This is a genomic window from Tardiphaga sp. 862_B3_N4_1, from assembly GCF_051811085.1.
GTDB lineage: Bacteria > Pseudomonadota > Alphaproteobacteria > Rhizobiales > Xanthobacteraceae > Tardiphaga > Tardiphaga robiniae.
The window spans coordinates 1,087,840-1,106,288 of sequence record NZ_JBPWQB010000001.1; the positions used below are offsets into that span (position 1 = coordinate 1,087,840).

General features: G+C 61.4%; 27 protein-coding genes and 1 riboswitch. Of the genes, 7 read left to right on the forward strand and 20 right to left on the reverse strand.

All coding sequences use genetic code 11. The features are described 5' to 3' along the window. Nucleotides 1-60 precede the first annotated feature (60 nt). Together AB8B02_RS05090 and AB8B02_RS05095 are read left to right on the forward strand one after the other, a co-directional pair. Nucleotides 61-687, forward strand: a complete 627-nt coding sequence (locus tag AB8B02_RS05090) for a TIGR00645 family protein (RefSeq protein ID WP_439063311.1) — start codon at nucleotides 61-63, stop codon at nucleotides 685-687. Nucleotides 688-701: 14 nt separating this feature from the next. Further along, a complete protein-coding gene (locus tag AB8B02_RS05095) occupies nucleotides 702-1,937 on the forward strand; it encodes a lytic murein transglycosylase (RefSeq protein ID WP_439064595.1) in 1,236 nt (411 codons plus the stop codon). Nucleotides 1,938-2,049: 112 nt separating this feature from the next. Here AB8B02_RS05095 and AB8B02_RS05100 read toward each other — a convergent pair whose 3' ends face one another. Beyond that, nucleotides 2,050-2,346: a hypothetical protein gene (locus AB8B02_RS05100; protein ID WP_068732235.1), complete on the reverse strand. Its 297-nt coding sequence runs from the start codon at nucleotides 2,344-2,346 to the stop codon at nucleotides 2,050-2,052. Nucleotides 2,347-2,591: 245 nt separating this feature from the next. Continuing rightward, nucleotides 2,592-2,903 carry a hypothetical protein gene (locus AB8B02_RS05105; protein WP_439063312.1) on the reverse strand — a complete coding sequence of 104 codons (312 nt, stop codon included), beginning with the start codon at nucleotides 2,901-2,903 and terminating at the stop codon, nucleotides 2,592-2,594. A gap of 380 nt (nucleotides 2,904-3,283) precedes the next feature. On the opposite strand from AB8B02_RS05105, the gene AB8B02_RS05110 reads away from it, so the two are divergent. Further along, nucleotides 3,284-3,571 carry a (2Fe-2S)-binding protein gene (locus tag AB8B02_RS05110; RefSeq protein WP_068732239.1) on the forward strand — a complete coding sequence of 96 codons (288 nt, stop codon included), beginning with the start codon at nucleotides 3,284-3,286 and terminating at the stop codon, nucleotides 3,569-3,571. Between the two features lie 150 nt (nucleotides 3,572-3,721). Then, on the forward strand, nucleotides 3,722-4,207 hold the full coding sequence (gene bfr, locus AB8B02_RS05115; protein ID WP_068732242.1) for a bacterioferritin: 486 nt from the start codon (nucleotides 3,722-3,724) through the stop codon (nucleotides 4,205-4,207). A 21-nt stretch (nucleotides 4,208-4,228) separates the two neighbouring features. On the opposite strand, the gene AB8B02_RS05120 is transcribed toward bfr, so the two are convergent. The 5 genes from AB8B02_RS05120 to AB8B02_RS05140 form a co-directional block, all read right to left on the reverse strand. Then, entirely contained in the window at nucleotides 4,229-4,843 is a 615-nt protein-coding gene (locus AB8B02_RS05120; RefSeq protein WP_439063313.1) for a hypothetical protein, read from the reverse strand. Nucleotides 4,844-4,935: 92 nt separating this feature from the next. After that, on the reverse strand, nucleotides 4,936-5,541 hold the full coding sequence (locus tag AB8B02_RS05125) for an MSMEG_1061 family FMN-dependent PPOX-type flavoprotein (RefSeq protein ID WP_068732246.1): 606 nt from the start codon (nucleotides 5,539-5,541) through the stop codon (nucleotides 4,936-4,938). A gap of 216 nt (nucleotides 5,542-5,757) precedes the next feature. Continuing rightward, entirely contained in the window at nucleotides 5,758-5,916 is a 159-nt protein-coding gene (locus AB8B02_RS05130) for a hypothetical protein (RefSeq protein ID WP_175367212.1), read from the reverse strand. A gap of 16 nt (nucleotides 5,917-5,932) precedes the next feature. After that, nucleotides 5,933-6,178, reverse strand: a complete 246-nt coding sequence (locus AB8B02_RS05135) for a DUF2188 domain-containing protein (protein ID WP_068732250.1) — start codon at nucleotides 6,176-6,178, stop codon at nucleotides 5,933-5,935. Between the two features lie 148 nt (nucleotides 6,179-6,326). Continuing rightward, nucleotides 6,327-6,680: a hypothetical protein gene (locus tag AB8B02_RS05140; protein ID WP_439063314.1), complete on the reverse strand. Its 354-nt coding sequence runs from the start codon at nucleotides 6,678-6,680 to the stop codon at nucleotides 6,327-6,329. Between the two features lie 252 nt (nucleotides 6,681-6,932). On the opposite strand from AB8B02_RS05140, the gene AB8B02_RS05145 reads away from it, so the two are divergent. Further along, nucleotides 6,933-7,997 (forward strand): alpha/beta fold hydrolase, encoded by a 1,065-nt coding sequence (locus AB8B02_RS05145; protein ID WP_439064596.1) that lies wholly within the window; start codon nucleotides 6,933-6,935, stop codon nucleotides 7,995-7,997. Nucleotides 7,998-8,076: 79 nt separating this feature from the next. Here the strand turns inward: AB8B02_RS05145 and AB8B02_RS05150 are convergent, their stop codons facing one another. Further along, nucleotides 8,077-8,673, reverse strand: a complete 597-nt coding sequence (locus AB8B02_RS05150; protein ID WP_231077604.1) for a collagen-like protein — start codon at nucleotides 8,671-8,673, stop codon at nucleotides 8,077-8,079. A gap of 199 nt (nucleotides 8,674-8,872) precedes the next feature. On the opposite strand from AB8B02_RS05150, the gene AB8B02_RS05155 reads away from it, so the two are divergent. Continuing rightward, nucleotides 8,873-9,376 (forward strand): DUF2380 domain-containing protein, encoded by a 504-nt coding sequence (locus tag AB8B02_RS05155; RefSeq protein WP_089267378.1) that lies wholly within the window; start codon nucleotides 8,873-8,875, stop codon nucleotides 9,374-9,376. Nucleotides 9,377-9,446: 70 nt separating this feature from the next. Here AB8B02_RS05155 and AB8B02_RS05160 read toward each other — a convergent pair whose 3' ends face one another. Beyond that, nucleotides 9,447-9,833: a RidA family protein gene (locus AB8B02_RS05160; protein WP_439063315.1), complete on the reverse strand. Its 387-nt coding sequence runs from the start codon at nucleotides 9,831-9,833 to the stop codon at nucleotides 9,447-9,449. 138 nt (nucleotides 9,834-9,971) lie between these two features. Between AB8B02_RS05160 and AB8B02_RS05165 the strand changes: the two genes are divergently transcribed. After that, nucleotides 9,972-10,322: a hypothetical protein gene (locus AB8B02_RS05165; RefSeq protein WP_439063316.1), complete on the forward strand. Its 351-nt coding sequence runs from the start codon at nucleotides 9,972-9,974 to the stop codon at nucleotides 10,320-10,322. A 9-nt stretch (nucleotides 10,323-10,331) separates the two neighbouring features. Here the strand turns inward: AB8B02_RS05165 and AB8B02_RS05170 are convergent, their stop codons facing one another. The 11 genes from AB8B02_RS05170 to AB8B02_RS05220 all read right to left on the reverse strand — a co-directional run bounded on the left by AB8B02_RS05170 (nucleotide 10,332) and on the right by AB8B02_RS05220 (nucleotide 18,428). Further along, nucleotides 10,332-10,553 carry a helix-turn-helix domain-containing protein gene (locus AB8B02_RS05170; protein WP_089267375.1) on the reverse strand — a complete coding sequence of 74 codons (222 nt, stop codon included), beginning with the start codon at nucleotides 10,551-10,553 and terminating at the stop codon, nucleotides 10,332-10,334. A gap of 411 nt (nucleotides 10,554-10,964) precedes the next feature. Then, nucleotides 10,965-11,408, reverse strand: coding sequence for a DUF6691 family protein (locus tag AB8B02_RS05175; protein ID WP_120289015.1), 444 nt, complete (start codon nucleotides 11,406-11,408; stop codon nucleotides 10,965-10,967). Nucleotides 11,409-11,412: 4 nt separating this feature from the next. Continuing rightward, nucleotides 11,413-11,838, reverse strand: coding sequence for a YeeE/YedE family protein (locus AB8B02_RS05180; RefSeq protein WP_439063317.1), 426 nt, complete (start codon nucleotides 11,836-11,838; stop codon nucleotides 11,413-11,415). Between the two features lie 46 nt (nucleotides 11,839-11,884). Then, on the reverse strand, nucleotides 11,885-12,136 hold the full coding sequence (locus AB8B02_RS05185) for a DUF3829 domain-containing protein (protein ID WP_439063318.1): 252 nt from the start codon (nucleotides 12,134-12,136) through the stop codon (nucleotides 11,885-11,887). Between the two features lie 253 nt (nucleotides 12,137-12,389). Beyond that, nucleotides 12,390-12,980, reverse strand: a complete 591-nt coding sequence (locus AB8B02_RS05190; protein WP_439063319.1) for a hypothetical protein — start codon at nucleotides 12,978-12,980, stop codon at nucleotides 12,390-12,392. Between the two features lie 151 nt (nucleotides 12,981-13,131). After that, entirely contained in the window at nucleotides 13,132-15,060 is a 1,929-nt protein-coding gene (gene thiC / locus AB8B02_RS05195) for a phosphomethylpyrimidine synthase ThiC (RefSeq protein WP_231077599.1), read from the reverse strand. Nucleotides 15,061-15,091: 31 nt separating this feature from the next. Next, nucleotides 15,092-15,700 carry a thiamine phosphate synthase gene (locus AB8B02_RS05200; RefSeq protein ID WP_231077598.1) on the reverse strand — a complete coding sequence of 203 codons (609 nt, stop codon included), beginning with the start codon at nucleotides 15,698-15,700 and terminating at the stop codon, nucleotides 15,092-15,094. Then, nucleotides 15,687-16,469 carry a thiazole synthase gene (locus AB8B02_RS05205; protein WP_439063320.1) on the reverse strand — a complete coding sequence of 261 codons (783 nt, stop codon included), beginning with the start codon at nucleotides 16,467-16,469 and terminating at the stop codon, nucleotides 15,687-15,689. The genes AB8B02_RS05200 and AB8B02_RS05205 overlap by 14 nt, the downstream gene beginning before the upstream one ends. Nucleotides 16,470-16,475: 6 nt before the next feature. Continuing rightward, nucleotides 16,476-16,673 (reverse strand): sulfur carrier protein ThiS, encoded by a 198-nt coding sequence (gene thiS / locus AB8B02_RS05210; RefSeq protein WP_068732274.1) that lies wholly within the window; start codon nucleotides 16,671-16,673, stop codon nucleotides 16,476-16,478. After that, complete coding sequence (locus tag AB8B02_RS05215; protein ID WP_439063321.1) at nucleotides 16,664-17,701, reverse strand: FAD-dependent oxidoreductase; 1,038 nt, start codon at nucleotides 17,699-17,701, stop codon at nucleotides 16,664-16,666. The genes thiS and AB8B02_RS05215 overlap by 10 nt, the downstream gene beginning before the upstream one ends. Next, nucleotides 17,689-17,833: riboswitch (TPP riboswitch) on the reverse strand. (Overlaps the previous gene by 13 nt.) An 88-nt stretch (nucleotides 17,834-17,921) precedes the next feature. Then, the gene (locus AB8B02_RS05220; protein ID WP_439063322.1) at nucleotides 17,922-18,428 is read right to left on the reverse strand and encodes a transglycosylase SLT domain-containing protein; all 507 of its coding nucleotides are present in this window, start codon (nucleotides 18,426-18,428) and stop codon (nucleotides 17,922-17,924) included. Nucleotides 18,429-18,449: the final 21 nt, after the last annotated feature.

An 18,449-nucleotide genomic window follows, 5' to 3' on the forward strand; every position in this document is an offset into this window, starting at 1 on the left:
CGCGCCGCTATAAGATCGGCGCTTCCATTGCATACCGATTCGACCCATAGCGAGCCCCCCATGTCCATGACGCCCGAAACGCCATTGCCGCCCAGAGGAAAAGGCGGGGCGATGCGACCGATTCCGGCGCTGATCTTTGGCTCGCGCTGGCTGCAGCTGCCGCTCTATATCGGCCTGATCGTGGCGCAGTGCGTCTATGTCGTGCTGTTCCTCAAGGAACTCTGGCATCTGATCGCGCACTCGTTCGACTTCAGCGAACAGCAGATCATGCTGGTCGTGCTGGGCCTGATCGACGTTGTGATGATCTCCAACCTGCTGGTGATGGTGATTGTCGGTGGCTACGAGACCTTCGTGTCGCGGCTCAATCTGAACGGCCATCCGGATGAGCCGGAATGGCTCAGCCACGTCAATGCCAGCGTGCTGAAGATCAAGCTGGCGATGGCGATCATCGGCATCTCCTCGATCCATCTGCTGCGCACCTTCATCGAGGCCGGCAATCTCGGAAGCACCAGCGCGCGCACGACGAACTACACCGAGGTGGGCGTGATGTGGCAGACCATCATCCACATCGTGTTCATTCTCTCGGCCGTTGGCATCGCCTATGTGGACAAGCTCTCGAACGGAGTTGTTCCGCATTCGTCAGAAAACGGTCACGGCAAGCAGGGCCATGGAGGCCACGCGCATTGAAATTGAAGCCGGGCATGTGGACGACACTGCGACCGCTCTCAGTCGTCGTCATCCTGTGCCTGATAATCGGGCCGGTTCCGTTGCTTGCTGCACCTGACGCCGGCTTCACCACCTTCATTGCTTCGCTCTGGCCTGAAGCCCAACAGGCGGGCGTCTCGCGCAAGACCTTCGATGAGGTCACGCGCGGGCTGGAGCCGGACTACAAGCTTCCGGATCTCATTCTGCCCGGCCGTCCTGCGACTGGCGCGCCGTCGCAGGCGGAATTCGTGCAGGTGCCCGCGGATTATGTGAAGGAAGCCAGCATCATCCGGCTGGCCGGCGAAGGGCAGCGGCTGCTGCAGAAGCATCGCGCGACACTCACCGCCATCGAGCAGCGCTTCGGCGTGCCGGCAACAATCATTCTGGCGATCTGGGGGCGCGAGACCGATTACGGTCGGTATGCGTTGCCCTATGACGGCATTCGCGTGCTGGCGACGCAAGCCTATGTCGGTCGCCGCAAGGACCAGTATCGCGGCGAGTTCATCGCGGCACTGAAGCTGATCGAGCGCGGCGACGTATCGCGCAAGGATCTGCGCGTGTCCTGGGGCGGCGCGACGGGGCTCACGCAATTCCTGCCGTCGGAACTGGATAAGCACGGCGTCGATTTCGACGGCGACGGCCGTGTCGATATCTGGAAGTCGGTGCCGGATGCGCTGGCATCAGCGGCGCAGCAACTCACGAACAAGGGTTGGCAGCGCGGTCTGCGCTGGGCCTATGAAGTGCGTGCGCCGGCCAATGCCGACTGTACGATGGGTGTGCCAGAAGTCACCCGGCCGATTGGGGAGTGGATTCGTGCCGGCTTCATTCCGGTCCGTGGCGAGAAGCTCAGCGCGGCGGAGCAGGCGCAGCCCGCATCACTGCTGCAGCCGGAGGGGATCTATGGCCCGGCCTTCCTGACGACGAAGAACTATTTCGTCATCAAGGAATACAATTTTTCCGATCTCTATGTGCTGTTCGTCGGCCATCTCAGTGATCGAATGGCCAATGCGCAACCATTTGCAACGCCGTGGTCGGCTTCGAACCAATTGCGCAGCACCGATATCGAGGCCATGCAGCGGCATCTGACGAAGCTTGGTCTCTATGCCGACAAGATGGACGGCAAGGCCGGCATGAAGACGCGTGCCGCGCTCGGCGCCTATCAGAAGTCAGCGGGCCTCAAGGTCGATTGCTGGCCCAGCGAGACGGTGTTGCGCGCGATGAACGCGAGATAGTTCGAGATCGAAGTCGCCCGAAATCTGATCACTCAACGAAAAACCCGGCCGCGCGAGCGGCCGGGTTTTGAATGTGGATCGCCGCGCAGTGCTACGCGACGGTTAGGTCAGATCAATCGCAAACTTCGACCGGACGCGAACGCCAGACGCCGCGATATTCGTCCCAGACGCGCTGGCGGACGACACGGCATTCCGGTTCGACATAAACCGGAGCGGGGGCGTAGCCGTAGCCATAGGCCGGAGCCGGACGGCTGGCTGCAATGGCGCCACCGAGGAGAGCGCCACCGATCAGGCCACCGGCAACGCCAGCGGCGATGCGGCCACCGTCGGCCTTTGCGGCAGGCGCAACAGCAACCAGCGAACCGGCAACCGTCGCGGCGGCGAGCAAGGCGGAAATCGTCTTCTTCATCTCAAGTCTCTCCAGAAGGGCGCCGCAAGCGACGCACGGTTAAAGGTCTACTCACGCTGCGATTCGAACTGACGGTCTCACTTAGAAGCGCCCAACCGTCAATTCGATGTAAACGTTAGCCAGTCAATGATCCGGAAAAGCGGTTTTTTCGGGCCATTGCAAGCATCACGCACTGGAAATGTCGTAGGTTTCCGATGCGTAACAGGAGATCAGAGTGATCTCAGAGATCACATGATCCCGCGATCTCAGCCGCACACGCGGACGCGGCGAATGCGCCAGCCATAGCCGTCCCAGAAACGCTGACGTTGCCAGAAACAATCGCCGTAATAGCCCGGGCCGGCCACATAGGCAGGACGGCCGTAATAGCCGTAGCCGGGACCATAGTATCCCGAGCCGGCAGCGATCGCGCCGCCAAGCAGGGCGCCGCCAATCAGACCTGCAGCCACCGCGCCACCGCCGCCATGTCCACGCCAGTGCTGCGCGCTTGCCGATGTCGGAGCCATGGCGGAAGCGGCCAGGGTGGCAACGGCGGCAATGGCCATCAGAGTTTTCTTCATGGCATTCCCTTTCTCAATCGGGCTGCGCTCACACATAGCGCTGCCTGACGTGAAAAGTTTCATACTTCACTTGAATGATCAATGAACGGGACCGCGCGATCCAGGTTACATCTTGATATTAAAGCCATTCCGGACGGAGGTCCGCGACCCTCCCCAAGGGCATGCCGCGTTGCAGGCGGTTACTGGACAGGGGCATCTGTCGGCTAGCCGTCTTCTGATCATGGCGCTTGCGAGCGCTCAGACGAATTTTAGATTCGTTCCAATTTCTTCCATGCGATCAGTAGTTTGGAATAGCTTCAAAGTCGGCGTTTTCCTTTTGCATCGGGTCGGTCTCTTACATATCCAAGAGGGGTCCTGACCTGCGAGTTCGCCTTCATCTCATGATCGTTTGTTCCTGCAACGTCTTTTCCGACCATGATGTTCGTAGTGCCGTTGCCGGAGCGCGTCCGCCGCGTACGCCGGGGCAGGTCTATGGATGCCTCGGCTGCAGCGCCCAGTGCGGACGGTGCGTACGGACGATCAAGAAGATCATGGACGAAGCGCTGGGCGCCTGTGCCAAGTCCTGCTGTGCCGGCTGCCCGCATACGGCGGCCCATGGGCAGTCTCACACCGAGACTCATGCGCATATCGAACTGGCAGATATTGCCTCGATCGAAGCGGCAGCCTAAGCACTTATAAATTCAACAGCTTTCCAGCTTTTCCACGCTCCTTCCCGAATTGAGCAAAGAAGGGTTGTCCTGTCGGTGAATCTGATTTAGAAACGTTCTAAATTCAGACGAGGGCCTGTTTCGGACGGGTTCAGCAGACAGGAGAACATCATGAAGGGCGACCCGAAGGTCATCGAATTCCTCAACAAGGGCCTGCGCAGCGAGCTCACCGCGATCAGCCAGTATTGGCTGCACTTCCGGCTCCTGAATCACTGGGGCTTGGTCGACATGGCCAAGATGTGGCGCAAGGAATCCATCGAAGAGATGAATCACGCAGATCGTTTTACCGATCGCATTCTCTTCCTGGACGGCTTCCCGAACATGCAGGTTCTCGATCCGTTGCGCATCGGCCAGACGGTCAAGGAAATCATCGAATGCGATCTCGCTGCCGAAATCGGTGCCCGCACGCTGTATGAAGAAGCCGCCACCTATTGTCACGGCGTCAAGGATTACGTCTCGCGTGATCTGTTCGAGAAGCTGATGAAGGACGAGGAAGGTCACATCGACTTCCTCGAAACCCAGCTCGATCTGATCGAGCGGATCGGTATCGATCTCTACACCCAGAAGCACATGGGTGGCCTTGAGAGCGAGTTCTAGGCCAGGATCATCCCCGGCGTCTCAATAGACGCCGGACAATGTCGTCCGCCCCTGTTCCGGCAGGGGCGGTTTAGGCATATCGCATTTGGAGAATGCCGCGCGGATCGCGGCAGTCGATCCCTCCAGCGGATATTCTACGGCCGTTCGACCCCCGTTGATCGACCTGATCCGGACATACAACGTCTTCGCACCGGCAAGCTCGCTGACGAAGGTCGCGATCTCTGCCCTGTCTTCGATGACGATGATCTGGTTTCCCCGCACCACCCGCGAGCCGACGTCGTCGTGACCAGGTTTTCCATCGAAGCGATAGCCGAGCACCGTGTTGCGGTTGCTGCCGATCTTGAAATCAAAGGCGAAGCGGATCAGCGGCGCGCCATCGATGCATGTCAGCAGCAATGACGAGACACGTGGAAAATCCACATTGCTGTTTGACGCTTCGGCAAAGACATAGGCGCTGGGCAATTCGGCGCCGGTGATGCGGTCGATCTGGTGCGGGATCAACCATTCGCCCGCATAGGTTTCGTCCCGTTCTGTCACGAATGGATCGCGCGCGCAGCCGCCTAGGATGACGCCCGCGACCGTCATCAGCTGAATCAACGCAACGCCACGCACAACGCTCTCCCCAAGCGTCGTCATTATACAACCTTAAGTGATAATTTCAAATAGGGGTTGTGCGTGGATGGCCGCGGCTGCCGGAGCTCCTTTTGGCTCCGGACGAGGCCGACGAGCTACAGCTGCTGGCGATAGGCGACGTCGATCTGTTCCTGGGTCATCGGTTCACCGAGTTTGGTCTGGTCGTGAACCATTTCCGAGATGCTCGGCATCACCGAGCGCTTCACCTGCACCTCCGGCGACCACAGCTTCGAACGCATCAGCGCCTTGCCGCAATGAAAATAGGCTTCGGTCACGGTGATGCTCAACACCGCGCGCGGGAGCTTGCCGAACTCCTCCATCGACGCCATCAGTTCCGGGTCTTTAATCAGCCTGGCGACGCCGCTGACACGCAAGGTGTCGTCGATGCCCGGAACGAAGAAGATCAGCTGCACGTGGCCGCTGCCCGCCATCAGATTCTGGAACGTATCGATGCGATTGTTGCCAGGACGATCCGGCATCTGCAATTCGGTCGGCGAGGCAATCCGAACGAAGCCGACGCCGCCACCGCGCGGCGATGCATCGACAGTCCCGTCGGGACCCGACGAAGCAAGCACGCAGAATGGCGATAGCGAGATGAACTTGCTGGAATGCATGTCAAGCGTCGGTCGCGCCTTGGCGATCACGCGTGGATGCGGCGTTGGATAAATGGTGCGGAGTTCGTCTGCTGCGACGTCGGTCACGTCTGCTCTCCCGATGCAATTTGATGGTGCAAAACTAGCATGGCGGCGCCTTGCAGAAAAGTCGCGCAGACAGCACCGCAACCGACGCCGGAGTCACCATGTGACTCCATAACGTATGTGGTTTGTCGATTTGGCCCGTTCGCTATGAGTCTGTGGCGTCTTTGTGTGGCCCGGGCCAATTGATGACGCCGGCCCACCAATTCAACCGTGTGCGTGTCACAAGTGCAAGCGATGCGGCGATTTCAATGACGCCGCGGCGATGATGAGTTCGCGCGCGAAGGGCACCCAGGCGGGCGTGACGAGCAACAACTTCTCCGGCATGGCGAGATACGGCAATGCCGGCGCCATTGGACGCGTTGACGTCAGTTGGATCATTCACCTGTCTTCGCGATCAGGCCTTGTCGATGATGTGGGTGTTGGGACGATCACTGCCCGAGGCAGTTTCCTCGTGCCACTGCCCTTTTTCGTCCTCATAGGCGATCACCTCGGTGCGTCCCGGCACTCTCTGCTCGGCCGCGGCGCGCTTGGCGGCTGCGGTGGCGAGTGCGTGCGTCGCATACGGCTCGGAGAAGACGGCGCCAACCTTATAGGCCCAACCGCCATCATGCTCGACGATCACATAGGTCACTTCCGTCATATCGATCTCTCTTTATCCTGTAGCGCCCGCGGCGAGGTGACGGCGGGGCCAGAGTGACCTAACGCGCCGCGCGCAGAATTAGCCTCAAATTGGGCCCGATTGCCTGTGGATTGCAAGGCCGCACCCTGGCACCGTTTCGTGATCGTCATCACGCGGCGTCAGCCGGAACGAAACAGCTGATGATGATCTCGCCGCGATGGCGCACATACCAGACGACGGCTTCGCCAACGGGGTTGCCGCGATCGCGGATCACGGCGCGCGTCGGCACCTCCGTCCATATGCCTTCGATCGGCACCCAATAGGAGCCGTTGCGGACGTCATATTCGGTGCGATGGCCGTCGGAGATATCGCAACACGGCACGCCATTAGGGCTGATGACGCTTTTGAACCAGTTCCGGATATCGTCGGGCACATCGTTGAACTGGCCGCGATCGATGGCGTGAGCGGTCGTCGCCATCACGGTAAGCGCTGCCAGCAGCACCACTTGAATCAATCCCCGCATGCGAACCTCACGGTGTTGCATCACGCGCGGACGCCGGGTGCCGCACGGGACGACTCGGATTCTTGCGATGATTAAGCCCGAGCTATGGCGGCGACGCCTGCCCAAAGATTATACCCGGCGCGACGAGCTGGGGATCGCTGCGCTGCAGTATCGATCTGTTGGTCTCCTGGCTCGCGCTGCCATGCTAGCATCTGTGTCAAGCGGCCCGATCAAATGGCTGCGCCGGGGAGGATGACGATGCCCAGCCGTTCTATGCGCGCGTTGTGCGCTGCTGCTGTCGTGACATGTGCTTCGCTTGCTGCCGTGACCGCGTTCGCCGCTGATTATCCGGCGCCAAAGCAGGGCGACTGGATCGCGAAGGATTTCAAGTTTCATACTGGCCATGTGATGCCGGAGTTGAAGCTGCATTACACCACGGTAGGCGAGCCGAGCGGCCAGCCGGTGCTGGTGCTGCATGGCACCGGCGGTTCGGCGCAGAGCATATTGACGCCTGCTTTTGCGGGTGAGTTATTCGGCGCGGGCCAGCCGCTCGATGCCGCAAAATACTACATCATCATTCCCGATGCGCTCGGCCACGGCAAATCGTCAAAACCCTCTGACGGGATGAAGACTGCATTTCCGAAGTACAATTACGACGATATGGTCGATGCCCAGCACCGGCTGCTGATCGAAGGGCTCGGCATCAAGCATGTGCGGATGGTGATCGGCAATTCCATGGGCGGCATGCATGCGTGGATCTGGGGCGCTAAATATCCCGATGCGATGGACGCTCTGGTGCCGATGGCATCACAGCCTACGGAAATGAGCGCACGCAACTGGATGATGCGGCGCGTGATGATCGAGACCGTGCGCGCCGATCCAGATTACAAGGCCGGCAACTACACATCGCAGCCTGGCATGATCAAATTTGCCAGCGTGATGTATGGCATCGCGACAGCTGGCGGCACGCTGGCCTATCAGATGCTGGCACCAACCGGCGAGGCCGCCGACAAGAATGTCGATGACCGGCTCAAGGCGCCATTTGTCGCCGATGCAAATGATTTCATCTATCAGTGGGAATCGTCGCGCGACTACAATCCATCAGCAGGTCTGGAGAAGATCACATCCGTCGTGCTCGCGATCAACGCTGCCGATGACGAGCGCAATCCGCCGGAGACCGGGCTGATGGACGCCGCGCTGAAGCGGATCAAAAACGCGAAGATGCTGCTGATTCCGGCGAGCACCGAGACCCGCGGTCATCTCACGACAGGCGGTGCGAAATTCTACAAACAGCAGCTTCAGGATCTGCTGCAGACCGCACCGCAGCGGACCATGTAAAAAGTAAAGGCGACGGGCCGGCATTGCGGCGCGTCGCCTGATCTGTTGTTGCGCGTCCGTATCGAACGACGCAGCGGTGCTAGTCGTCCTTGTTCTTCTTGCGCTTCTTCTTTTTCTTGCCGTCGTCGGTTTCATCGGACTCATCCGCGATGGCGGCTTCGGCCTCGATCATCGCGGCGACACGTTCAACGGCTTCCTGCTGCTCGCGCAGCAGCGCCTCTTCGCGCTCCTGGGCTTCGCGCAGGCGCATCTGGCGGTGGTCTTCCCAGGCGTCGAACACCATGTGCAGCCACGGCATGATCTGCTCGAGGCTCGGCAGCGTGCCGGGAGGACCCTGCTCGCCGCGCGGCCCGGCTTCACCCTGCACACCGGGTTTGCCCTGAAGGCCCTGTTCACCCCGTGGTCCCTGCGGCCCGGCCTTGCCCTGCGGTCCGATCGGACCAGGCTTGCCGTCGGCGCCAGCCTTACCATTGACGCCAGCCTTACCCTGAGGGCCTGCTTCGCCGCGCTTGCCCTGCGGCCCCGGCTTGCCATTGGCGCCGGCTTTGCCGGCCAGGCCCGGCTTGCCCTGCGCGCCGTCCGGCCCCGGCCGTCCGGGATGGCCCTGCGGTCCGGGAAGTCCCGGTTCGCCGCGGGGGCCGCGTAATCCGGTTTGGCTGATCGTATCTTTTGCCACGCCTCACACTCCGTATTGATTCTGTCCGGCCGCTTTTAACAGGGGATGGATGACGGCTTCAATTCGCCGCTGCTGCCATGCCACCACAGACATTGCCGGTTGCGCTTCACCACATGCGGACTAGCATCGGCTGTCGCTCGACCTGCTGGCACCCGCGCCAGTTTGGCGTGGCGGCGAACAGACGATCAGGGAGGAGAACATGCGGAGAGGGCAGGTTCTGTGGTTGCTATGCGGCGCTGTGGCGCTGCTGGGGGCACCTGCGCCGGCCGCGGCTGCCGGACAGCTCGCCGTCGCGGTGGCCGATTTCGACTATAGCGACACCTCGGGCGAGGAGGCCGACCAATCCGCGCAGCATCGCGACCGCATGACCATCTTCGCTGCACTGCTGCGCGACGGGCTGGCGCAGCGCGACTACCGCGTGGTGCGCCCGGCCTGTCCGCAGCCCGCCTGCACTGCCATCAGCATGGCGCCCGACGATCTCGTCGCCGCAGCGCGGCGCGACGGCGCGCGTTACCTTGTCTATGGCGGCATCCGCAAGATGAGTACGCTGGTGCAATGGGGCGAGGTGCAGTTGTTCGATGTCGAGCGCGAGCAGCTGGTGATGCGTCGCGCCGTCACCTTCCGCGGCGATACCGACACAGCGTTCCGCCGCGCCGCCGATTTCGTCAGCGAGACGGTGAAGGATGCGATGGCCGGCCGATGACCGTCGTCAGAACGTGCAGGATCGCGTTCAATGCGCCGCTGGACGCGTCGCGCAGCCTGCGGGTTATCGATCACGCATCCAGTAGCGAAGCCACACACTCGATCTCGATCAGCATTGCCGGATTGGGCAGCGCCTGAACCACGCAAGTGGTACGCGCCGGATACGGCGGCGGTCCGAAGGCTTCAGCATACAGAGCATTCATCGCAGCCACGTCGGACGCGCGCGTCAGCAGCACGTTGACCTTGACGAGGTGCGAGATGTCGGTGCCGGCATCCTTCAGCACCCGTTTGATCGTGCGCACCACAAATCCGAACTGCGCCTCGAATTGTTCCGGTAATTGGCCATCAGCGTCGAAACCGGGAATGCCGGAGACGAACAGGAGATCGCCGACCCGCGCCGCATAGGACAGCGGCGGCGCCTTGATTCCGGGAGGGGGCGGGAAGTGCTGGATGGGCATGATCAGGCCTCGCGCTCATGTGTGACGGGCTAGCGTAGCAGGTCTAGGCAAGGTGCGCCCGCGAATTGCCGGGCCCTGTCGAACCGGAACGGGATCCGCGGCGACTTACGCTCTCATCAGGGCAACGGGCGACGACATATGAAATCTTATCTGGCGCTGCTGACCTTGTTGGCCCTCACGAGCGCAACGCATGCCGGCGAGATACACCTAGGGGCGTCCATGCAGGTGAAACCGGATTCGATCTGGTTCGAGGATCGCCCGAATCTGGCGCGATGGCAGGCACTGAAGAAAGCCGGCGATTCAAAAGCTCTGGCGTCGTATCAGGAGGGCCTGCTGCAGGCGCGCGAGGCATGGCAGTTCACCAGGCCGCTCACTGTCAGAATTCGCGGCTTTGAGCCGAAGGCGCATCTGGTCGATGTCGAGATGCAGACCGAAGGCCGGCTGCAGGGCTCCACATGGGTGCTGGATAGCAGCGCGCTCCAGCAATAGCGCCATCAGCTAGCCGTGCGCCGGCACGTCGGCCCCATCCGCTGAATACTGTTTGATCTTGTTACGCATGGTGCGAACGGAGACGCCGAGCACGCGGGCGGCATGGGTGCGATTGCCGTCGCAGCGCGCCAGCGTCTGCAGCATCAGTTCGCGTTCGACCTCATGGACTGTCGCGCCGATCAGCATCGTCACGACCTCGCTGGGATCTGACGAGGGGGCAAACATGTCCATTTCAGCCGGCGAATCGTCACGCGGGCGGCGAAGGGACTCGTAAAGGGATTCCTGGATCATGGGTATCTCCCGATCAACGCCTGCTTCGTTGCGCGAAGCAACAACATCGAGAACGAACAGCCCCCAGCCGTTGCGTTGCGGCAGGTTGGGCGCGATTGGTTAACGAAAGGTTAATCAATGGGTACCATTGGATGTGCCGCCAGAGTTTTGCAACAAAGAAAGTCGCTTTGTCTGCCCTTGGCGCCTTGGAACCCGGCATTTCGATAAGCGCAGAGGACGCGCGTGCCTTTGATGTCAGTGAGGATAGGGGAGTGGTGCGAGCACAGCCAGTGATCGCCGATTATGACGCCATGCCGCGGGTACTGCATTGGTCGCTTTCAAGGTTACGATTGGTTCAGGCCGTTACCCAATCTACGCTTTCTCGATCTGTCGCATGAGCGTGCGACGTGTGCCCCATGCATCGTGACCGAGCATGCCCACCGCCATTGCGACGACGAACACAATCACCGGACGGCCTAGCCCCGCGAGGTTGACCAGCGCGGGGCCAGGACAGAGCCCCACGAGGCCCCAGCCGATCCCAAACAGCGTGGTCCCGATAACAAGCGGTGTGTCGACGTCCCTGCGTGTCGGCCACAGGTTCTTTGCGGCAAGGACAGGTGTGCCGCGCCGCCGCGCCAGTGCGAAGCCAAGACCGGTGACCGCGACTGCGCCGGCCATCACGAAAGCCAGCGTCGCGTCCCAAGCCCCGAAGATATCGAGGAAGCCGAGTACTTTCCCGGTGTCCGTCATGCCCGAGATCAGGAGGCCGATGCCGAACACGAGACCGCAAGCAAAGCTGACGAAAACAAGTAGCATTGCATCAGCCTCCGATACCGTGACGCACGACGGCGACCGTGGCGATCGCTGCGGCCATGAAGATCGCTGTGGCGACGATTGAACGTGCTGACAGGCGTGCGATACCGCATACGCCATGGCCGGATGTGCAGCCGCCGCCCATGCGGCTGCCGAAACCGACCAGAAGCCCGGCGATAACGATGACGATCAGGCTCGCCGGCATCGCTGGTGCTGGCAATGGTGTGCCCGAAACCGAAGCGAGCAGGGGCGCTGCCAGAAGTCCGGCGACGAAGGCGATGCGCCAGCCGCGATCGCCGGCACCGGGTTGGAGTAGCCCCCCGAAAATGCCGCTGATCCCGGCGGTGCGCCCGGTCAGCAGCATCAGCATGGAGGCAGCGAGCCCGATCAGCGCGCCGCCGCCGATTCCAGAAAGAGGCGTAAGGTGATGCATGGCTCTGGCCTCCACCGACGGTGTGGTCGTTCAGTGGTGGATGTTATCACACTGCTACGGAGATCTTGTAGAGCCCGTAGACGATCCGCTCCTTGCCGGTCGGGCCGGATTTGGGCGCCCAGCTGAAGTAGCGCACCCGCGAGTCCAGCGTGCGCTCTGAAAGACTGTTGACGCAGCCGACATAGGCGTTGAGCTTTTCGGTGGCGGATGAGCTTTGCGCTGCGGCGCAGTCGATGCCGGTGGCATTCAGAGCAAACGTGAAACCCGTGGGAACAGCGAATGCGCGAAAAGAAATCATCGACCAAATCTCCAACGTCTTGCGGCGGTAGGTTTCGTGATGGCGGCGAAGATAGGGGAGAGGTGCATCTGCAGCCAGCTATAGCCGCGCATGGCGTTATGTCGCCGTCACGGCGTTGGTCGCGATGGAGGTCCTGATTGGTTCCCGGAGCAAAGAAATACAGGTTGGAACAGGTTTTCCGGTTGGGACGAGTAGCGGAATCGATTGCTGCTCGGTTTAAGAAATTCGCGCGTCTGAGCGCGAAAACGTCGCATCAGAACGCTTGAACTGTATTTCCGGTCATCTCAGCGCGCCATTCGAAGAAAGCCAAGCTGCCATCCTCATTCGGGTGAGGGGTGAGGATGCGTAAGGTATCGCCCGGTGTTATCGTGGTATCTTGAGAACGAATTTGACGAGGAGTCTTGTTACCGGAGATTGGTGGATTGAATAATGGGACATAGCAATAGGTGACCCAAAATTGTCTGCCGTCTACTAAACTTCCTTCTTCTAGTAGACGGGTCTGGGCATCTGCCGCTTTCGGAAATTCAAAGAGCTGATTAGTTGCGCCGATCGATACAGTGAAGATTAAGGTTTCATCGATCGTCGGTGAGGCAATCAGGTGGACGTTCGATGAAGCTGGTTGAGGGGTACGCAATAGCGAAGTCCCTCTAATGAAGATGCGCCATTCTATGCTGCGACCATGGCCGATAGGCGCGCCGGTCCAAGTAGCTTTGTGACGGGAATCGCCAGTTGCTTTTATGGCGTTCGATAGTGCGCCCTGTGCAGTGTAGTCAAACCCGAAGTGGCGTTTCCAAGTGGGCTTGTCAGGTCTTGGACAATGAACCGAAGCTTTGATCTCGCTCATGCCGCGGACCATCAGATATAGGTCCGGGTTATTTTTCCCTGTCCAGAGGTGCCAAACGCTTGAATGTGCAGAGCCGCCAGCGCCCGCTGCGAAGCGGACGCTATGTCTTCTTCCCGATCTATGTGAGGAAGTGGGTGCGGTCATAGGGAGGCTACAACGCCTTATTACTCTCCTTCACAGCCTCGGCCTGCACATAGACCTGCTGGCCCATGTCCTTGAACTTCTGGCTCATGCTGGCCATGCCGTCCTCGATCACGCCAGACATCGACATGCCCATCGTCGCTGTGCCGCCGAGGTTCAGTGCGGCTTTCTCGTTGTCGCCGAGGGTCGCCGCGTAGTCGCGCACGTCCTGCGTGATCTTCATCGAGCAGAACTTCGGTCCACACATCGAGCAGAAATGCGCGACCTTGTGGGCGTCCTTCGGCAGCGTCTCGTCGTGATAGGCGACGGCGGTTTCCGGGTCCAAGCCGAGATTGAACTGATCCTGCCAGCGGAAATCAAAACGGGCGCGTGACAGCGCGTCGTCGCGCATCTGCGCGGCGGGATGGCCTTTGGCAAGATCCGAGGCATGCGCTGAGATCTTGTAGGTGATCACGCCGACCTTGACGTCGTCGCGGTTGGGCAGGCCGAGATGCTCCTTCGGCGTCACGTAGCACAGCATCGAACAGCCGAACCAGCCGATCATGGCGGCGCCGATGCCCGAGGTGATGTGGTCGTAGCCCGGCGCGATGTCGGTGGTCAGTGGCCCCAGGGTGTAGAACGGCGCTTCGCCGCATTCCTTGAGCTGCTTGTCCATGTTGATCTTGATCTTGTGCAGCGGCACATGGCCGGGGCCTTCGATCATCACCTGGCAGCCCTTCGCCCATGCCACCTTGGTGAGTTCGCCCAAGGTTTCGAGTTCGGCGAACTGGGCGCGGTCGTTGGCATCCGCGATCGAGCCGGGACGCAACCCGTCGCCGAGCGAGAACGACACGTCATACTTGCGCATGATGTCGCAGATTTCCTCGAAGTGGGTGTAGAGGAAGCTCTCCTGGTGATGCGCCAGGCACCACTTGGCCATGATCGAGCCGCCGCGCGAGACGATGCCGGTGACGCGGTTGGCGGTGAGATGGATGTAGGCCAGCCGGACGCCGGCATGAATGGTGAAGTAGTCGACGCCCTGTTCGCACTGCTCAATCAGGGTGTCCTTGTAAAGCTCCCAGGTCAGCTTGACCGGATCGCCGTCGCACTTCTCCAGTGCCTGATAGATCGGCACGGTGCCGATCGGGATCGGCGCATTGCGCAGGATCCATTCACGGGTGGTGTGGATGTTGCGGCCCGTCGAGAGGTCCATCACAGTGTCGGCACCCCAGCGGATCGCCCACACCATCTTGTCGACTTCTTCCTCGACCGACGAGGTCACGGCGGAGTTGCCGATATTGGCATTGATCTTGGTGAGGAAGTTGCGGCCGATGATCATCGGCTCCAACTCGGCGTGGTTAATATTGCAGGGGATGATGGCGCGGCCGCGCGCGATTTCCGAGCGCACGAATTCCGGCGTGACGAACAGCGGCACTTCGGCACCGAAGCTCTCGCCATCGGCGCGCGCGGCCTCGGCGCGCTCGAGCTGGACCTTGCGGCCGAGGTTCTCGCGCTCGGCGACGTAGATCATTTCCTTGGTGATGATGCCGGCGCGGGCGAACTCATATTGCGTGATCATGTGATCGCCGGTGCCGCGCAGCGGCTTGTGATAGGCCTTGAACGACTTCGCAGCATGCGCTGCGCCCACATTGCCGTTGTCTTCCGGCTTGATCTCGCGGCCCTGATATTCCTCGACGCCGCCGCGTTCCTTGACCCAATCGAGACGCGCGCGGGAAAGCCCGTTATTGACGTCGATCAGCACGTCCGGATCGGTATAGGGACCCGACGTGTCATAGACCGGCAGGTTCGGCTCGCCGGCGCCTTCCGAGAGAATGATCTCGCGCAGCGGCACGCGCAGGTCCGGCGCGCTCTCCGGGATCGCGTAGATCTTGCGCGACGAGGGCAGGTTGCCGGTGGTGACGGCGGGCAGGGTGGTGTCGGGATTGGAGCGGATGTTCATGGACTAATCCTCCGTTGTCGTTCTTGAAATGTCAGGCGGCTTTGGCGGATGCGCCAAGCCATTGATGGACGCGAGCGTCCGGGTCTGCGTGTTGGGTGACGTCGCTGACGACGGCGATGGAATCCGCGCCAGCGGCAAAGATCTCTGCGGCTTGTTCGAACTTGATGCCGCCGATCGCCACCAGCGGCAGCGTGCCGATGCGCTTCTTCCAGACCGAGATTTTCGGAATGCCCTGCGGCGCGAAGCGCATGGATTTCAGCGTGGTGAAGAAGATCGGCCCGAGCGCGACGTAATCCGGCTTCGCGCTTAATGCGGTTTCAAGTTCGTCCTCGTCATGGGTCGAGAGGCCCAGCGTGATGCCGGCCTTGCGGATCGCGGCAACATCGGCCTCGGCCAGATCTTCCTGGCCGAGATGCAGATGCTGCGCCTTGAGGTCGATGGCGACGCGCCAGTAGTCGTTGACCACCAGCTTCGTCTTGGTGCCGTTGGTCACGGTCAGCGCCTCGCGAAACAGCGTGGTCGCCGCTGCGTCGTCGAGATCCTTGGCGCGAAGCTGCACGGTGCCGACGCCCAGCTGCGTGAGGCGCTTCACCCACGCTACGGTGTCGACGACGGGATAGAAACGGTCAGGATACGGCATGCCAGAACGGTGTCCCGATGACTGGAGTGGAAGGAGAAGCGAAATCGCGCGCGCCCATCAGGCCGGCCTCGAAGCCGGTGCGGCCGGCCTCGACGGCGAGGCGGAAGGCATTGGCCATGGCGACGGGATCGGCCGCCTTGGCGACGGCGGTGTTGAGCAGCACGGCGTCATAGCCGAGCTCAAGCGCTTCGGCGGCATGTGACGGCGCGCCCAAGCCGGCATCGACAACGAGCGTGATATCCGGCAGGCGGTCGCGCATCAGCTTCAGTGCGTCGGCATTGATGATGCCGCGTGCGCTGCCGATCGGTGCCGCCCATGGCATCACCACCTTGCAGCCGGCATCCACCAGACGCATCGCGACGCTGAGATCCTCGGTGCAATAGGGGAACACCTCGAAGCCGTCCTTGATCAGGATATCGGCGGCTTCGACGAGACCAACCACGTCGGGCTGCAGCGTGTCATTGTCGGCGATCACCTCGAGCTTGATCCAGGACGTGCCGAACAATTCGCGCGCGAGCTTTCCGGTCGTGACTGCCTCGCGCACGCTGCGGCAGCCCGCGGTGTTGGGCAGCACGGTGACGTCGAGTTCGCGGATCAGCGACCAGAACGCATCGCCGGTCTTGCCGCCGGCGGATTCACGCCGCAGCGACACGGTGACGATGCCGGCGCCGGAGGCGCGGATAGCGTCTTGCATGATCGCGGGCGACGGATAGAGCGCGCTGCCGATCAGCAACCGTGATTTGAATTCCTTGCCGTAGAAACTCACCATCAGGAATCAGCCTCCCTGCCGTGGCGTGATGATCTCGATCTCGTCGCCTGCCTTGAGTGGCGTCTGTGCCCAGGCGCTGCGTGGCACGACGTCGAAATTCAGCGCAATGGCGCAATGGGTGCCTTCGTAGTCCAGTTCCTGCAGCAGCGCACCTACATGCGACGCCTCGATCTCGCGGTGCTCGCCATTGACGATCACTTGCATTGCATCACCTCATTATCGATCTCGCCCCGCTTGATATAGTTGAGCGTCAGCTCCGCCAGCGCAGGCGCCAGCAGGAAGCCGTGGCGATAGAGGCCGTTCACCGCAATCGTGTTCTTGTCGATCGCAATGCGCGGCAGGTTGTCGGGAAAGGCCGGACGAAGTCCCGAGCCGAATTCGAGAATGCGCGCTTCGGCAAAGGCCGGATGAACCGCATAGGCAGCGCCGAGCAATTCGAGCGCGGAGCGCACGCTGACACCGGTGTCCTCACCTTCGATGGAGGTCGCGCCGAGCATGAAGCGATTGTCCGCGCGAGGGATCACGTAAAGCGGCCATCGCGGATGCATCAGGCGGATCGGGCGCGATAGCTGCACCTCCTCGGTCTCGACGATGATGATTTCGCCTTTGACGCCGCGCAGCTTCGGCGTGCTGGCATCATCACGCGCCGCGAGCCCGCGGCAATCGATCACCAGACCGTCGAGATCTTTCGGCTGCTGCTCGCTGTTGTATTTGATGATGCCGCCGGCGGCGGTGATCCGCGCATGGAGTTGCGGGAGCACGCGGCGCGGCTCCACATGGCCTTCGCCGGGATAGAACAGCCCGTCGCGAAACCGTCCTTCGAGCGACGGCTCGATCTCGGCGACGCCTGCTGCATCGAGCCGCGTATGGCCGGAAGTCATCTTGGCGAAGCGTTCGAAATCGGCGCGGTCGCGCGCATGCGCCACGACCAGCGATCCGTTGAACGGTGTGTCAGGCAATTCCTCGCGCCACAGATCGAGCGCGCGCAAGCCCAGGCGGGAGACGACCGGCTCGGAGACCTCGGCTTCGCACCAAGGCGCCAGCATGCCGCCGGCCCAATGGCTGGTGGCGTCGCGCATGCTGGCATCGCTGCGCTCATGCAGCGTCACGGCGTGGCCCGCTTTGGCCAACATCAACGCCTGCCAAGCGCCGGCAATGCCAGCGCCAATGACTGATATCGATTGACCCGCCACGGGAGAGTCCCCGCGCGGAGATTGCGTAGTCTGAAACATCCCTGTCCCTTCGCCGGCATGACCCGGATCAGGTTCAAAGGGTCACCGCGGTCTCGCGCGTCTCTTCCGGAACAGGAAAAGTGCAAGCTTGCGGTATCTCAGCTCCTCGTCGGAGCCCCCCTCGGAACGACTCTAATGTAAACCTATGGATGGGCGTGTCAACGCGCCCCGGGAATCCCTTGACGTGTAATCCCTTGGGATTCCACCCGATCACGCACAATTACGGCTTCGGAGCCTGCGCGTTGGCATTGGCCGTGTTCTGCAGGTGCAGGCGCTCGGCATCCTTGGCGAAGAGTGGCTGATGCGGCGGCGCAGAAACCTCGTGGCGCTGGCGCTTGGCGGCATAGTAGTAGCCGCCGGCATAGTAGGACACCGCGCGGTTGTGATTTCCGTTCGCGGCGCGGTAGGCGCCGGCGAGATATTTCACCGCGTAAGTGAGATTGGTGTTGGGATCGCGGAGGCCTTCGGCGGTGCCGGTGTAGCCAACGCCGCGCGCGGTCGCGAGCTTGATCTGCATCAGGCCGATGGTGCCGCCGCGGCCGATCAGATTGGGATGATACTTGCTTTCGCGCACGATCACACGATGCACCAGCGCCTCGGGCACGCCATTGGCCTGGGCATGGGTGGCAACCATGGCGTCGTAGTCGGCACGCTGCTGCGCGGATGCCAGTTGCGGAAGAGCGGCAACAGCCAGAATCGTCGCCAGGGACAGAGAAATGCGTTTCATGAATGGTCTCGAAAATTTCGT